Genomic DNA, 14,205 nt, shown 5'->3' with positions numbered 1-14,205 from the left:
GAAATAGCCCAATAGAAGTTGCGAAATAAAAAGGATAGTTGCATGGATCAGTCAACAACAGTAGTCGATATTGATTTTGGAATGTCACAGCTAAGTGGTAACAAAAAACTGTTGTTCACCCTACTTGGTAAGTTTACGGACGAATACCGTTCTCTTGATGCTGACTTGCAGGCGCATGTTGCTAAGGGTGATTTTAATGAGGCTTACTCTCTTGTTCACACACTAAAAGGCGTGACAGGAAACCTAGGGCTTTTTGCTTTGCACAATGCGAGCAAGCCTGTAGAAAGCGGCTTTAGAAACGACAAACGCGTTGCTGAACAATACCCTGCTTTTATCGCAGTACTAGATGAAACCATTGCTGCGGTTGATGCGTTGATCAAAGAGCCAGAAGTCACAGCTTCTGCCCCGGCACCGGCGAATGGAGCAGCAGCTGAGCAAGCGCGAAAACAGTTAATGACAGCGCTGAAAGCGAGCGAGTTTATCGCCCAGGACAAACTGGATGAATGGCTAGATGCCCTTGCCCTACCTCAAGAAAAGCGCTCGGCTATTATCGATGCGGTAGACGAACTTGACTATGAAGAAGCCATTTCAGAGTTAGAAAATAGCTAGTGCAGCCGATCCCCGTTCTCTTTGAAAATACAGACCTCATTATTGTTAACAAGCCTATTGGCATTGCTATGCACGATGCCACCAGTGAGGCAGATGTTAGAGAAGATATTGCCGAAAACGGCGAACCAGAAAAAATAGACGGCATTGTCACCCGATTAAAAAAGCAGTTAGCCGTAACAGAACTGCATCTATGCCACCGCTTAGATACGGGCACGTCGGGCTGTTTATGTCTTGCTAAAAATGCAGCTGTAGCCGGAGAAATTGGCGAGCTTTTCTCATCAAGACGCGTCAGCAAATATTACTTGGCGCTAAGTGATCACAAGCCTAAAAAGAAACAAGGCATGATAATGGGCGATATGAAAAATCGTCGAGGCGGCCAGCGGATTTTGCTAAAAACCACAGAAAACCCGGCTATCACTCAGTTTTTCAGTAGCGCGGCTAAGCCCGGTACCCGAGGGTTTATCGTTAAGCCTCACTCGGGGAAAACCCATCAAATTCGTGTGGCGCTTAAAAGCATTGGCGCACCTATTTTGGGTGATACACTTTATGGGGGTGAGACATCAGACAGGCTGTATCTTCATGCATGGCATTTGCGCCTACCTTTGTCTTCTGGTGAATTATCGGTTACTGCACCTTTCGATACAGGTGAAGTCATAAACGAAGCCGATGTGCAGACTTGGTACAACGGGCTTAATGCGCCTGAGACTTATCCATGGCCTTCCCTGCCCGCACGCTTTTTGCCGGTGTGCTAGGGGAAAACGCGAACGGCCTAATAGGTGCTAACCTAATAGGTGCTAATAGTCATAAAAAAATAGAAGCTACTTTGAATGTTTAATAGGTGCTAATGGGTAAACTACATATAGTTGGCGGCGGTGCCATAGGAAGCCTGATTGCTGCGAGCTCCCAGAAAAATGGCGTGCCGTATGACTGCTACCCCAGAGACATGAAAACCATGCCCTCTTGCGCACACTGGCAAAACGGCCAAACCACTGCGCTAAAACCTGCGAAGCCTTCACCTATCGTGTTACCTAAAAGTGATGTGCTGATAATCCCCTTGAAAGTATATCAACTTAAAGCAGCCCTATTGCAATGGCTTCCCTATCTCACACAACAACCTACCGTTGTGCTGCTTCACAACGGTATGGGCGGACTTGAGATCGCAAGAGATTTACTAGGCGGCGATTATCCGTTGCTTCTTGCTACAACCAGTCATGGCGCGTTAAAGGTAAGTACATCAAGTGGTTTTCATGTTAAGTATACTGGCGTTGGCGCAACGCAAATTGGCGCGCCAAATGTAAATAAACCATCACCTCAATCTTTGGCCGCCCTCTCACAAATAGCGCCACAGCTAGCCAGCGCAATTGCGACGTTAGATAAGGCTCTTCCGCCAGTGCAATACCAAAATAATATTCTAAAAGCACTGTGGACGAAGCTTTCCGTTAATGCCGTGATTAACCCGCTAACGGCGCTTCACAATATCCAAAATAAGCACATTGCTAAGCCTGAATTTGAACAAAGCCGTATTTCAATTTGCAATGAGTTTACTCAGGTAGCGGATGCTTACGGGCTAGATTTTGATGCACTGTCAGTTCATGAAAATGTGCTATCTGTAGCCAAGGCGACCGGAGAAAACTACTCAAGTATGCATCAGGATGTTGCTCACGGTAGACAAACAGAAATAGACGCCATCAACGGTTACATTGTAGATATGGCAACAAAAAAGGGTATTCCCGTTCCCGAGAATACCCTTTTAGTAGAGCGTGTTAAGGCGCTGAAGCTTTAACAGCGCCGAGCACCTAAATCACGCAATTTAAGGATTAAGATTATTCTTGTTCGCCCGCTTCTTGCGCGTCTTTTGGCGCCTGAGGCTTCATGTGTGGGAACAAGATAACATCTTTAATTGTTGAGCTATCAGTAAATAGCATAGCTAGACGGTCAATCCCGATACCTTCACCCGCCGTTGGCGGCAAGCCATATTCAAGGGCGCGGATGTAGTCATCGTCAAAGTGCATGGCTTCATCGTCGCCAGCGTCTTTCTCTTCAACCTGCTTTGCAAAACGTTCCGCCTGATCTTCTGGGTCGTTAAGCTCGCTAAAGCCATTCGCTAATTCACGTCCACCTACAAAGAACTCGAAGCGGTCTGTAATGAATGGATTGTTGTCGTTACGGCGCGCAAGCGGCGATACTTCCCACGGATATTCTGTAATAAACGTAGGTTGGATAAGCTTCTCTTCTGCTGTTGCTTCGAAGATTTCGCAAAGGTACTTACCCGCACCCCAAATGCCGTCAACTTCAGGCTCTTTAATGTGAAGCTGTTTTGCCATTGCTTTAAGCGCGTCAAGGTTCGCCTCTGGGTCGCGAATAGCTTCTTCGTTAGCTTCTGGCCAGTACTTAAGAATAGCTTCGCCCATACTTAAGCGGTCAAACGGCTTACCAAAATCGTATTCAACTTCAGACGTTACGTTACCTTCAGCGTCTTTAGTTGTGTTTTTGATAATGCTTGTACCAAGAATATCTTCTGCCAGCGTGCGCAGCATATCTTCGGTAAGGTTCATCAGGTCGTTGTAGTCTGCATACGCTTGATAGAACTCAAGCATAGTAAACTCTGGGTTGTGACGGGTTGATAAGCCTTCATTACGGAAGTTACGGTTAATTTCGAACACACGCTCAAAACCACCAACCACTAGGCGCTTAAGATAAAGCTCTGGTGCAATACGCAGGTACATATCGATGTCTAACGCATTGTGGTGAGTCACAAACGGCTTCGCTGTCGCGCCGCCAGGAATAACCTGAAGCATCGGTGTTTCTACCTCAAGGTAGTCACGTTCGGTAAGATAATTGCGAATACCGTTTACGATCTTGCTACGGATCATGAACGTTTTGCGCGTTTGTTCACTTGTGATCAAATCAACGTAGCGCTGGCGATATTTCGTTTCCTGGTCACTCAAACCGTGGAATTTTTCTGGCAATGGACGAAGTGCTTTGGTTAGCAACTCGTATTGCTCCATGTTCACGTAAAGGTCGCCTTTACCTGACTTATGCAGGTCACCCGCCACGCCAATAATGTCGCCAATATCTAGTGCGCCATATTTTGCTTTAAGGGCTTTTTGCGTGTCTTTATCTGCGTATGCCTGAATGCGGCCAGTCATATCTTGAAGCAACATGAAAGGACCACGCTTTGCCATAATACGGCCAGCGATGCTTACTTTGTTACCCTGCTCTTGTAGCGTTTCTTTGTCGAATTCACCGAACTTAGCTTGAAGCTCATCCGCATAGTTTTCGCGACGGAAGCTGTTTGGGAAACCGTTTGCACGGCACTGCTCGCGAATAGCGCTTAGCTTAGCACGGCGCTCTGCAATCAATTTGTTATCGTCTGTTTGTTGGTCAGTCATAACCTTTCACTTCGTTGTTCGGTTTACAGCCCGGATTTCAGGCTGGCTTCAATAAATTTGTCCAAGTCGCCATCCAGCACGGCTTGAGTGTTGCGTGTTTCCACGCCAGTACGCAAATCTTTAATGCGGGAGTCGTCCAAAACGTAAGAGCGTATTTGGCTTCCCCAGCCGATATCAGACTTGCTGTCTTCCATCGCTTGTTTTTCAGCGTTTTGTTTTTGCAGTTCAAACTCATAAAGTTTGGCTTTTAACTGCTTCATCGCCTGATCTTTGTTTTTGTGCTGCGAGCGGTCGTTCTGACACTGCACCACAATGCCCGTAGGTTCATGGGTAATACGTACCGCTGAATCTGTTCTGTTTACGTGCTGGCCACCCGCGCCCGATGCGCGATAGGTGTCTATACGTAAATCAGACGGGTTGATTTCAATATCGATGTCGTCGTCAATTTCAGGATATACAAACGCAGATGAAAACGACGTATGACGGCGGTTGCCCGAGTCAAACGGCGATTTACGTACTAAGCGGTGTACGCCCGTTTCTGTGCGTAGCCAGCCAAACGCATATTCGCCCTGAACGCGCAGCGTAGCACTTTTAATGCCCGCGACTTCACCTTCCGACACTTCAATAAGTTCCGTTTTGAAACCGTGCGCTTCGCCCCAACGCAAATACATGCGCAGCAGCATATTGGCCCAATCTTGTGCTTCTGTACCACCAGAGCCCGACTGAATATCAATATAGCAGTCGTTTTCGTCGTTAGGGCCAGAAAACATGCGGCGAAACTCAAGCACTTCTAGCTGCTCAATTAAGCCTTCAAGCTCACTTTGGGCCTCAACGAAGGTATCTTCATCTTCGGCTTCAACGGCCAATTCAACGAGACCTTCAACGTCTTCAGTTCCCTGATCGAGCTTGTGGATCGTCTCTACGATTTGCTCCAAGGCCACTTTTTCTTTGCCAAGGGCCTGCGCTCTGTCTGGCTCGTTCCAAACGTCAGGACTTTCTAACTCTCGGCTAACTTCTTCTAAACGCTCTGACTTTGCATCAAAGTCAAAGATACCCCCTAAGCGCTTCAGTGCGCTCGCGGATATCTTTTATCGCATTCATAACGGGGTTTATTTCAAACATAGTCCGCTTATTTCGTTAAAAATTTAAGACCGCGGATAGTACCGAATTTGAAGGAATTTTGATAGGGGTTGGCGCAAATATTGCGACACTGAGCTTGTGCTAATTTTCGTATGGATTTTAAGCACCTTCGTTGAAGCGAGTATTTTCACCGTTCAATGGCGCGCACATATTGTTGGGTAGGCTGTCTTAGCCCATACAAATAGAGTAAATGTTTTTAAAGGCAGCCTACAGCTGCACTAGTTTGGAGCATTATTGCTTAGTGTCGCGTGCGTTTAGAGTGCGAATTGTTTGGAAAATCTTTTAGGAAAAGTATGTCGTTCAATAATTTGTCTTATGCCGTTATCGGCGTACTTCTCGGTCTTTTTGTATTGGCCTTGGGCCAACTCGTCGATTGCCAGAACCTTGCGGGGGCAACGATGGCGTTGCAGTGCCCCAACGGCACGCCCATTTCTAAATTGTGGCTTGCCACGTCAATGTTAATAGCGGGAAGCGGAATTTTCACTTGGCTATATCGCAATCGTAAATATTAACCGTAAAGTGCAGAAATGACTCGGTGAGTATCAACGGTGTTAACACATCACTGCGTATAACTGTTACGTAATGAGTCTAACTGCTGACTGACGAAAGTAAGATTTAGAACGAACAACATGTTTTAAGTGCTGTTCGTTCTGGTAAAAAAGAGCCATGCTCATTTTTAATGGATTGCCCCTTTTTCCTGAGCAAAGTGTTTTTTACACACCCGCTGGAATTTCCGGCTATTTAGCAAAAGAATAATCTGTGTAGCCCTTCTCACCACCGCCAAATAACGTATCGGGGTTGTGCTCATTCAGGGGTACATTATTCGCTAGTCTGTAGGGTAAATCTGGGTTCGCCACGAAAGGTCGACCAAAACCAATCATATCTGCCCACCCTTCAGTTAGAGCTTGTTCGGCACGCTCTGTGTCGTACTTTCCGGCATAAATGAGCAGACCGCTATAGGCTTCACGAATAGCCATCTTGAATGATATTGGCATTTGCGGCGCATCATCCCAGTCGGCTTCAGCAATATGCATATAGCCAATCTTGAAACTATTAAGCATGGAAGCAATCGCAAGATAGGTCTCTTCGGGATTGTCGTCGACCGTCCCGTTTAATGTTGTTAGGGGCGCCAAACGTACACCTACTTTATCAGCGCCAATTTCCTCAGACACAGCCTGCACCACTTCTTTCAAGAATCGAATACGGTTCTGTACACTTCCGCCGTATTCATCAGTTCTTGTATTACTTTGAGAATCAATAAACTGGTTAAGCAAGTAACCATTAGCCGAATGCAATTCAATGCCATCAAACCCAGCGTCTACGGCATTGCGCGCCGCAACGCGATACTCTTCTACCACGGCTTTTATATCTTCAATGCTCATTTCTCGGGGCATGACCGACTCAACAAAGCCAGGGTTGCCGCCTTCATCAACAAATACTTTTACGCCTTTTGCTTGAATCGCCGATGCGCTAATAGGCTGCTGCCCTTCGGTATTTGAAGGATGGGATACGCGACCCACATGCCAAAGTTGCGCAAACATCACACCACCCGCTTCATGGACTTTATCTGTTACCAACTTCCAGCCATCGATTTGCGCCTTGGTATAAATACCCGGCGTCCACGCATAACCCTTACCGAGTGCCGAAATTTGTGTGCCTTCACTCACAATAAGCCCTGCACTTGCGCGCTGAGCGTAATATTCAGCCATAAGGTTGTTGGGCACATCTCCCGGCTGTGTTGAGCGGGAGCGGGTCATTGGCGGCATAACAACCCGATTGTTCAGCGTTTTTCCAGCCAGCGATAGGGTTTCAAATAGTTTCATAATACAGTCCTTTAAACTTTATTCTTGCAATTTACACGTTTAGATAACGGTAAATATAAGGCCCTATAGCTGGCTTAGAACCCGTACTTTTAACAAAGCACTTTTGCATTTTTCACAAAAGTACCGGTGTATTTCGACGACGTTATCCCAAATTTCATGCATCTCCTCTTGACGCATAAAAAATTAAGCTTACACTTGTGCGCTGAGCTAGCGTACAAGTGTAAGCTAAAATATTTTCATCCTTTTTGTATTTAAGATATTCCGACGAAATACAGGTGTGATTTCTACATTGAGACTATTAATAGATAAATTCACTGATCGCATTTTTCACCATGCCTCTTGGAAGGGCTACTGGGAAGTGCTGATGCAGCAAGTTAGACCCGCGTGGCGCGATGGGTATTTCAGAGCTAGGGTCGTGACCGTAAAAAAACTGAGCACGGATATGCTCGAGGTGTTACTTATACCAGAGAGGTCTTGGCCAACGCATGTTGCAGGGCAACATATCGCATTAACCATAGAAATTAATGGCAGGCTCACCACTCGCGTGTTTACCATAGCGAGTGGTGCTAACACCCGACAAAAAGAAAAGCAGATTCGTCTTGTAACCAAGGTTAAAGCTCAGGGCGCATTAACACCTTATCTTCACTCTTGTGTGCCTAATCAATGGGTAAATATCTCAGCCCCTATGGGGGAATTTATCTGGCCGAAGGTTGAAAAGCCCCTACTTATGATAGCGGGCGGCTCGGGTATAACTCCTTTCATTGCCATGCTTGACGATGCCGTCAACAACGCGCAGCTAAACCATACACCGGTACACTTACTTTATTTTGCTAAGCCGGACGAGCATGTATTACTCAATGAATTATCAGCGTTCAGTCAGCGCTGTGAGCACTTCACCTATGATATTTTGAGCAAGCAAAAAGACGGAGACGTAGAAGCGCATCTGTGTAACTTTGCCAATGCACACTGGTTAGTGTGTGGTCCACATGCAATGTTCGAGCAAGTTGAAAGTTATGCAAATACGATCAACGTCCCTGTTTCGAGCGAGCACTTCGCTGCGCTTCCTGTCCTAAGCAGTTCTAGTCTTAGCCAAAGTGAAACCTTTTCCTTGGTACACAACGGCCAATCTTTAACTGTCGACAATCAGCAAACCCTACTTATACAACTTCAGCAAGCAGAACAACCTGTGACTTATGGCTGTGGCATGGGAATTTGTCATCAATGCCAATGTGTTAAGAAACGGGGCGTAGTGAGAGATACCCGCACGGGTGAGCTTTCAGATAGCGCAGAGCAACTTATTCAGCTGTGTGTATCACAAGCCGTTACTGATTTGGAGATTCAACTATGAACACCAGCGTTGCAATAGACAACCAACACCGTGAAGAAGCCATCGAACAGGCGCATGCTCCGATAAGTGAAACCAAAGCTATTCGGTCAACGAGCACTAAAGAGAAACCGAACTACGAGTTACTTGCCGCTCAGCTTGATGAAATTAAAGCTGACATTAAACGAAAAGTGGGTGCTGAAGATGCGGCCTATATCCGACGTATTATTCTTGTTCAGCGAATTTGCGAGTGGAGCGGACGGATACTTTTAATGTTGGGGTTCATTCAACCGCTGCTCTGGGTTGCCGGCGTATTGAGTTTAGCTACAGCAAAAATTCTCGATAATATGGAAATAGGCCACAACGTAATGCACGGCCAGTACGATTGGATGAACGACAAACACATTAATTCGAAAGGCTATGAGTGGGATATTGCCTGCGATGGTGCGAGCTGGAATCGCGTTCATAATTACGAGCATCACACGTATACCAATATTATTGGGAAAGACAGAGACTTTGGCTACGGCTTGCTTCGCCTGTCTAACGATTTTAGATGGCGTGTAAAAAACCTATGGCAGTTTGCGACTTACATCGTACTTAGTGTTTTATTTCAGTGGGGTGTGTCGTATCACGAAATGGCCGCTGAGCGGGTCTTTTTTGGAAAAAAGAAGGACAACCGTAAGAATCAGATTACCCATAATGAACTTAAGAAACGCTTTTTTAGTAAAGGCGCACGTCAGTTAGTAAAAGATTATGTACTATTTCCTTTGTTAGCTGGGCCGTTATTTTTATGGGTATTTACCGGCAACCTTATCGCCAATTTACTACGCAATTTATGGACATCTACTATTATCTTTTGCGGCCATTTCACTGGCGACGTGGAAACGTTTAAACAAGAAGATTGTGTTAATGAAACCCAAGGGCAATGGTACTACCGACAAGCGCTGGGCTCGTCGAACATAAAGGGCGGAAACCTGTTTCACGTGCTTACTGGGCATTTAAGCTTTCAAATTGAGCACCACCTGTTTCCAGATATCCCAGCCAGACGCTACCGAGAGATGGCACCCAAGGTAAAAGCCGTATTCGAAGAACACGGCATACACTACAACACTGGCAGCTTTTTAAAACAATACGCCAGCGTGTTAAAACGCATTATTCGCTACTCTTTCCCTTAACCAGTTGAAATCCTAACCAGCCGGCCATGGCGCTTGCGCTGGTTAGGCACGTGCCCCACGCCCAATCAATCAACATGATAAACAAAGTAAAACCTTCAATTATGCTGTACGCCGTTAAATTGTAGGCGCCATAACTGGCCAACCCTAGAAGCGCGCCATCGATCCCTGCATAAAGTAACGACTTATCTCTGTTCGCCACCACAGCAAGTACAAACACCACACATCCATACATGAGGTAAAAAACCACCCAAGGCCACGTGATAAATTGACTTCTAAGCAGAGGAGCCATTTCACTTTGATACCAGCCATCCGCAATAACGCCAAGCCACAAGAAGTCGAGCACACCAAAACACACAAAGATTGCAATTAACGACACGACGATGTTTTTCGCAAAGCGAATGATGTTGGAAAGCATGGAACCTATCCCTGTAAATAAGCAAATTGCGGATGCAAGTGATTTAAAATATGAATACGCAAGTGTTGCACAATAAGCGCATCACTTGAATGATAATTCAAGGTAATGCGCATGGGATGATAATTCACTTAGCTTTTAAATACTCAGCTTTTCATTTTCGCAGCAAGTGTTGCACGCAGAGTTGCAGTTGGACGACCAAGTAGTGATGATAAGGTGCCGCTGTTATCTTGGAGCCACCCCGAGGCGGCGTAATGCTCTGAATCTGCTAACGCTGCTGCCATACCTTCAGGCAGCCCAGCTTTAATGAGTGCTTCTCTATAAGCGCTCTCATCCATGTCTAAAAAACCAATATCTTCGCCGGTAATTTCAGATAGGGTGGAAGCATACTCCATTAGCGTAAAGCCCGTGTCGCCAGCAAGCTCATAAATTTTGCCTGTTTGATTTTGCGATGATAGAAGAACGGCCACTGCGGCGTCTGCATAATCTTGTCGGCTAGCGGTAGACAAAACTCCCTGCTTTGCAGCGCCTGCCACCGCTCCCATCTGCAGTACGCTGTCTACATTATCGGTGTAATTTTCCGTGTACCACCCATTTCGAAGAAACACGAAAGGCGCTGACACATCTTTAAAGTAAGCCTCGGTTTGTTTATGTTCTTGCGCTAACAGCAAAGGAGACGTATCTGCTTTCAACAAACTGGTATAAGCAATGAGGCCAACGTTTTGTGCCATAGCTGCAACTATTACCGCTTTGTGCTGCTCAAAGCGTTTCCCAAACTCTGTACCTGATATTAGCAACAGCTTCTCAACACCCTCAAAAGCCGACTCAAGCGTCTCCGGTTTATTGTAGTCTGCCTGTCGTACTACTACTCCCAACTGCTTTAATGCGTGTGCGTTATCAGGGTTGCGCACTAGTGCAACAATTGTGTTTGCCTTCTCTGTATTAAGCAGTGTTTGAATAACTTTTTGACCTAATTGTCCGTTAGCGCCGGTTACTGCAATCATAATCTATCCTCTATCAATTAAATGAGTACTGGTTGAATACAGAGGTGATTATGTGCGTGAAACACTGTTATGATAAGTAGACACATACAGAATGAATTGTTACGAATATGAGTACAATTAACTATTCACATCTTAAGGCACTCGCTATATTTGCCAGCGTAGTAGAATGTGGAAGCTTTGCGGAAGCTGCCCGCCGTTTAGGCACCAGTCGATCTAGAGTTAGCGAGCAAGTAGCAGGTTTAGAAGCATCTCTTGACGTGCGATTACTGCAAAGAACCACTCGACAGCTCATGCTTACTGACGAGGGAAATGCTGTATTTTCCCATGCGAAAAAGTGCCACGAGATTTTGCATGGTATTGATGAAGATCTGCGTCAACCGGCGCCAAAAGGAAGAGTATCAATAACAGTCACCAACGACATTGCACACAAGTTTTTATTACCGTTGCTGCCTGAGTTCAAGCGCCGCTATCCTGAAATAGATTTACACATAGTGAGCAGTGACGATAAGCTCGACCTTATCGCTCAGAATATTGATGTAGGACTTCGAATTGGTTTGCCACGAGACGACTCGCTCGTCGGTAGGGTCTTATATCAAGAACAATTCGCCTTATATGCTAGCCCTGATTATCTCAAGAAATATGGTGAACCTAAGACTATTGCAGAACTGAATAATCATACCTGGATTTTGCTATCTCAGTTAAATTCACGAATCATGCATTACCTAATGCTGGACAACACACCAATCGACATTACACCCAAACATTACGAGCTGTGTAATTCTCCTCACCTTGTTCAAGAAATGGTCAAAGCAGGGTTGGGAATATCTACGCTGCTACCTTCAACTGTGCAAAAAGAAGTCGCATCTAACGAACTGGTACGAATTTTCCCTTCACTTGGAAGTGAAACCTTGTTGTTTACCTTGGTTTATCCTTCTCGTAAGCATGTGCCAAGCCGTACCCGAGCACTTATTGACTATCTGGTTGAGACTTGTCGCTTCGGCAATGCCGCTTCTTTTTGACGTAAAATGCATAACGTAATGAGTGTTGCTTGTAACGATACGCTCGTTATGAAGTTTGCATACCGAAATGCTTTACTTAAAACTTACACTGGGTGCTGCAACTAAAGAGGCGTTTGAATCTCAAAGTGACGTGGTTCAAATAAGCGTTAAATAAAATGAATAAAACACTATTAGTAATAACGACCTCTTTGATTGTCAGTGCGTGCGCTCATAGGCCACCACCTTTAGACATGGATGAAATATTTTTTGAAACGAAGATCAAGCAAGACGGTACCAAGCTCTTCGCCTTTAGCATTCCGTTAATGCAGCATCGTGACAGTGCCAAAGGTGGCGGTAAAGGCGGCCGTGGTCAGGGAGGCGAACGAAGTGGTCGTGGCGGTCGCAAAGGACAGGAAAGTCGCGAAGGCTCGTCACATAGCAGCGATAGAATGACTGAGCAACTTTATACATCTCTAGATGAGAAACTGGATGAGACCGGTTACTGCCAAACGGGCTTTCTAGAAATAGATACACACCAAACCGAAGATAGGCTTCACCTATTAGGTGAGTGCAATGAAACGGCGAGCGAACTGGACAAAATCGAGTTCCCCAACGTTAATTAACCCGCGTTGTTGTGAAGCGCATTGCCGATGGCGTGCGCTTCATTCAACGTTCGTTTGCTAAACAACCTCTTAGTCAACACACAAGGTATGCTCCACAACGCCGTTAGACACATAGGCTCTACAGCCGAATAAGTCCGTACTTTCTAAACACACGCCGCGCGCCTTTTCTCCCGCTTCCATATTATTGTTTTCCGTAACACAAGCCACTTCGCACTCGCTGCTGTCATTACACGCATTACCGGCATCGTTTGCTGGGAGCACACAAGCATGCGCCTGCTGTCGGCCTACTTTCTTCCAGTTACCACCGTGTTTATCGCACACTTTTTCGGACTCAATGGAATAGGCCTGCTGTACCAAAGGCAATGAGGTATCAACAACTTGCTCTAATCTTTCGACGTCTTCAACACTCGCGATTGGCTCATCAATAGGTTCTGGGGGCTGAGCGCCACAAGCAGACAACGCTGCACACACGCCAGCTATTAACCAGATCCTAAAACGCTTCTGTGCTCTACTGCTTGCTTGTTTCATTTTTTCTCTCAATTTATTTTACTTTTTAAACCACTACTATTTAAGCCCCACATTACTTAAGACCTAATTTATTAAGACCGCTGCTACTTATGACAACCGCTATTAGATAAGTTCTTATTTTGTCGATAAATCCTTATTTGCTTATTGCGCTATGCCTAATAAATTATCAAACCTATGAAATTTTAGTGCTACCTCGACGGGTCTCTACATACACTTCGCAAAACTAGCAGTATTTACGGACGCTTTATGACACTAAACCAAACCGAAAACATGGTCACCGCATTGCTCACTTTTAGCTTCGCAGTTCTTGGCCTAACATTTTTATTGGGTGCAAACCCCAATGCACTTATCGCTACATTTAATTTCTACTCGTTAGACACTGTGTTGAGCGAGAGTGCCCTTGGTGCTTTTTCAGGTATCGCATTGCTGTTACTACCGTTAATGACCATTGCAGCACGTTTTGACCTTGTATCAGCAAAAGCAGTAACACTATATGCCGCTTTTGTAACTGCCATTCCATTGCTGACGTTATTATCACCAACAAGATGGATGGCCGATTTAGGGGGCTTCCCGATTATTGGCAGCGGTCAAGGCATCATCAAGTACTTCGCAGTATTACCGCTTTTCCTATTCTTGTTTTATCGCGAAAAATTTTCGCACAAGCAACTGACATACCTCAACTTTGCTCCTGTAGCCATGGTCTTATTATGGATAGGAGGCATGAAGTTTTTCGAGTTTGAAGCTAATGCAATTGTGGGGCTAGTTGAAACATCACCGTTTATGTCGTGGCTATATGCTGTGTTTAGCGTACAGGGGGCATCGAATGTAATTGGTGGATTTGATGTCCTCTTTGCATTGCTATTGGGCGCGGGCATCTTTTCTAAGAACAAGCCGGTGATCATTGCGAGCGGACTGGCTTGTTTATCGGTTTTTCTGATGACACAAACGTTTTTGTTTACTGTACCGGATACCTTTAACAGCACGACTATCGTCAACCGCCTAGGTCAGTTCGTTATTAAAGACCTTTGGTTTGTCGCTAATCTTGCTGTGGTGGCTTACTTTACGCTGTTCGAGGCAGTTTCACGAGATCGCGAAGAAGCGCAGTTGGGCCAATCGCCACAGTAAGGCTTTACGGCAAAGTCAGGTTAAAGATGTTGTAGTAATTAACCACTACCCC

15 protein-coding genes are annotated in these 14,205 nt (G+C 45.5%); 9 read left to right on the top strand and 6 right to left on the bottom strand.

What is annotated here, in order from left to right:
- Nucleotides 1-42: 42 nt before the first annotated feature.
- The 3 genes from MASE_RS05455 (at nucleotide 43) to MASE_RS05445 (ending at nucleotide 2,392) form a co-directional block, all read left to right on the top strand.
- Complete coding sequence (locus tag MASE_RS05455) at nucleotides 43-609, top strand: Hpt domain-containing protein (RefSeq protein ID WP_014948751.1); 567 nt, start codon at nucleotides 43-45, stop codon at nucleotides 607-609.
- Nucleotides 609-1,361, top strand: a complete 753-nt coding sequence (locus MASE_RS05450) for a pseudouridine synthase (RefSeq protein WP_014948750.1) — start codon at nucleotides 609-611, stop codon at nucleotides 1,359-1,361. Before MASE_RS05455 ends, MASE_RS05450 begins: the two co-directional genes overlap by 1 nt.
- Before the next feature lie 92 nt (nucleotides 1,362-1,453).
- Complete coding sequence (locus MASE_RS05445; protein WP_014948749.1) at nucleotides 1,454-2,392, top strand: ketopantoate reductase family protein; 939 nt, start codon at nucleotides 1,454-1,456, stop codon at nucleotides 2,390-2,392.
- A 40-nt stretch (nucleotides 2,393-2,432) separates the two neighbouring features.
- On the opposite strand, the gene lysS is transcribed toward MASE_RS05445, so the two are convergent.
- Both lysS and prfB read right to left on the bottom strand, forming a co-directional pair.
- Nucleotides 2,433-4,001 (bottom strand): lysine--tRNA ligase, encoded by a 1,569-nt coding sequence (gene lysS, locus MASE_RS05440; RefSeq protein WP_014948748.1) that lies wholly within the window; start codon nucleotides 3,999-4,001, stop codon nucleotides 2,433-2,435.
- Nucleotides 4,002-4,024: 23 nt separating this feature from the next.
- Nucleotides 4,025-5,123 (bottom strand): peptide chain release factor 2 gene (prfB, locus tag MASE_RS05435; protein ID WP_101563798.1). Its coding sequence is split into 2 segments (ribosomal slippage): nucleotides 4,025-5,047 and nucleotides 5,049-5,123, totalling 1,098 coding nucleotides; the frame shifts between segments, so codons are not numbered across the junction.
- 311 nt (nucleotides 5,124-5,434) lie between these two features.
- Between prfB and MASE_RS05430 the strand changes: the two genes are divergently transcribed.
- Complete coding sequence (locus MASE_RS05430; RefSeq protein WP_014948746.1) at nucleotides 5,435-5,653, top strand: hypothetical protein; 219 nt, start codon at nucleotides 5,435-5,437, stop codon at nucleotides 5,651-5,653.
- A gap of 225 nt (nucleotides 5,654-5,878) precedes the next feature.
- On the opposite strand, the gene MASE_RS05425 is transcribed toward MASE_RS05430, so the two are convergent.
- The gene (locus MASE_RS05425) at nucleotides 5,879-6,964 is read right to left on the bottom strand and encodes an alkene reductase (protein WP_014948745.1); all 1,086 of its coding nucleotides are present in this window, start codon (nucleotides 6,962-6,964) and stop codon (nucleotides 5,879-5,881) included.
- A 289-nt stretch (nucleotides 6,965-7,253) separates the two neighbouring features.
- On the opposite strand from MASE_RS05425, the gene MASE_RS05420 reads away from it, so the two are divergent.
- Together MASE_RS05420 and MASE_RS05415 are read left to right on the top strand one after the other, a co-directional pair.
- The gene (locus tag MASE_RS05420; RefSeq protein WP_232362815.1) at nucleotides 7,254-8,312 is read left to right on the top strand and encodes a flavin reductase family protein; all 1,059 of its coding nucleotides are present in this window, start codon (nucleotides 7,254-7,256) and stop codon (nucleotides 8,310-8,312) included.
- Entirely contained in the window at nucleotides 8,309-9,463 is a 1,155-nt protein-coding gene (locus MASE_RS05415) for a fatty acid desaturase family protein (protein ID WP_014948743.1), read from the top strand. Before MASE_RS05420 ends, MASE_RS05415 begins: the two co-directional genes overlap by 4 nt.
- Here the strand turns inward: MASE_RS05415 and MASE_RS05410 are convergent.
- Together MASE_RS05410 and MASE_RS05405 are read right to left on the bottom strand one after the other, a co-directional pair.
- Complete coding sequence (locus MASE_RS05410; protein ID WP_014948742.1) at nucleotides 9,441-9,878, bottom strand: DUF2177 family protein; 438 nt, start codon at nucleotides 9,876-9,878, stop codon at nucleotides 9,441-9,443. The two genes, MASE_RS05415 and MASE_RS05410, sit on opposite strands and share 23 nt — an antisense overlap.
- Nucleotides 9,879-10,021: 143 nt before the next feature.
- On the bottom strand, nucleotides 10,022-10,879 hold the full coding sequence (locus MASE_RS05405; protein ID WP_014948741.1) for an SDR family oxidoreductase: 858 nt from the start codon (nucleotides 10,877-10,879) through the stop codon (nucleotides 10,022-10,024).
- 107 nt (nucleotides 10,880-10,986) lie between these two features.
- On the opposite strand from MASE_RS05405, the gene MASE_RS05400 reads away from it, so the two are divergent.
- Together MASE_RS05400 and MASE_RS05395 are read left to right on the top strand one after the other, a co-directional pair.
- Nucleotides 10,987-11,898 (top strand): LysR family transcriptional regulator, encoded by a 912-nt coding sequence (locus MASE_RS05400; RefSeq protein ID WP_014948740.1) that lies wholly within the window; start codon nucleotides 10,987-10,989, stop codon nucleotides 11,896-11,898.
- A gap of 230 nt (nucleotides 11,899-12,128) precedes the next feature.
- Complete coding sequence (locus tag MASE_RS05395) at nucleotides 12,129-12,500, top strand: hypothetical protein (protein WP_014948739.1); 372 nt, start codon at nucleotides 12,129-12,131, stop codon at nucleotides 12,498-12,500.
- A 69-nt stretch (nucleotides 12,501-12,569) separates the two neighbouring features.
- Here the strand turns inward: MASE_RS05395 and MASE_RS05390 are convergent, their stop codons facing one another.
- Complete coding sequence (locus MASE_RS05390) at nucleotides 12,570-13,028, bottom strand: hypothetical protein (RefSeq protein WP_014948738.1); 459 nt, start codon at nucleotides 13,026-13,028, stop codon at nucleotides 12,570-12,572.
- Nucleotides 13,029-13,274: 246 nt separating this feature from the next.
- Here MASE_RS05390 and MASE_RS05385 point away from each other — a divergent pair, with 246 nt between their 5' ends.
- The gene (locus tag MASE_RS05385) at nucleotides 13,275-14,153 is read left to right on the top strand and encodes a DUF417 family protein (RefSeq protein ID WP_014948737.1); all 879 of its coding nucleotides are present in this window, start codon (nucleotides 13,275-13,277) and stop codon (nucleotides 14,151-14,153) included.
- The last annotated feature ends 52 nt before the right edge of the window (nucleotides 14,154-14,205 follow it).

It is taken from the genome of Alteromonas macleodii ATCC 27126 (assembly GCF_000172635.2).
GTDB lineage: Bacteria > Pseudomonadota > Gammaproteobacteria > Enterobacterales > Alteromonadaceae > Alteromonas > Alteromonas macleodii.
Note: the sequence above shows the minus strand (reverse complement) of the source record. Positions and strands in the feature narration are given on the sequence as shown.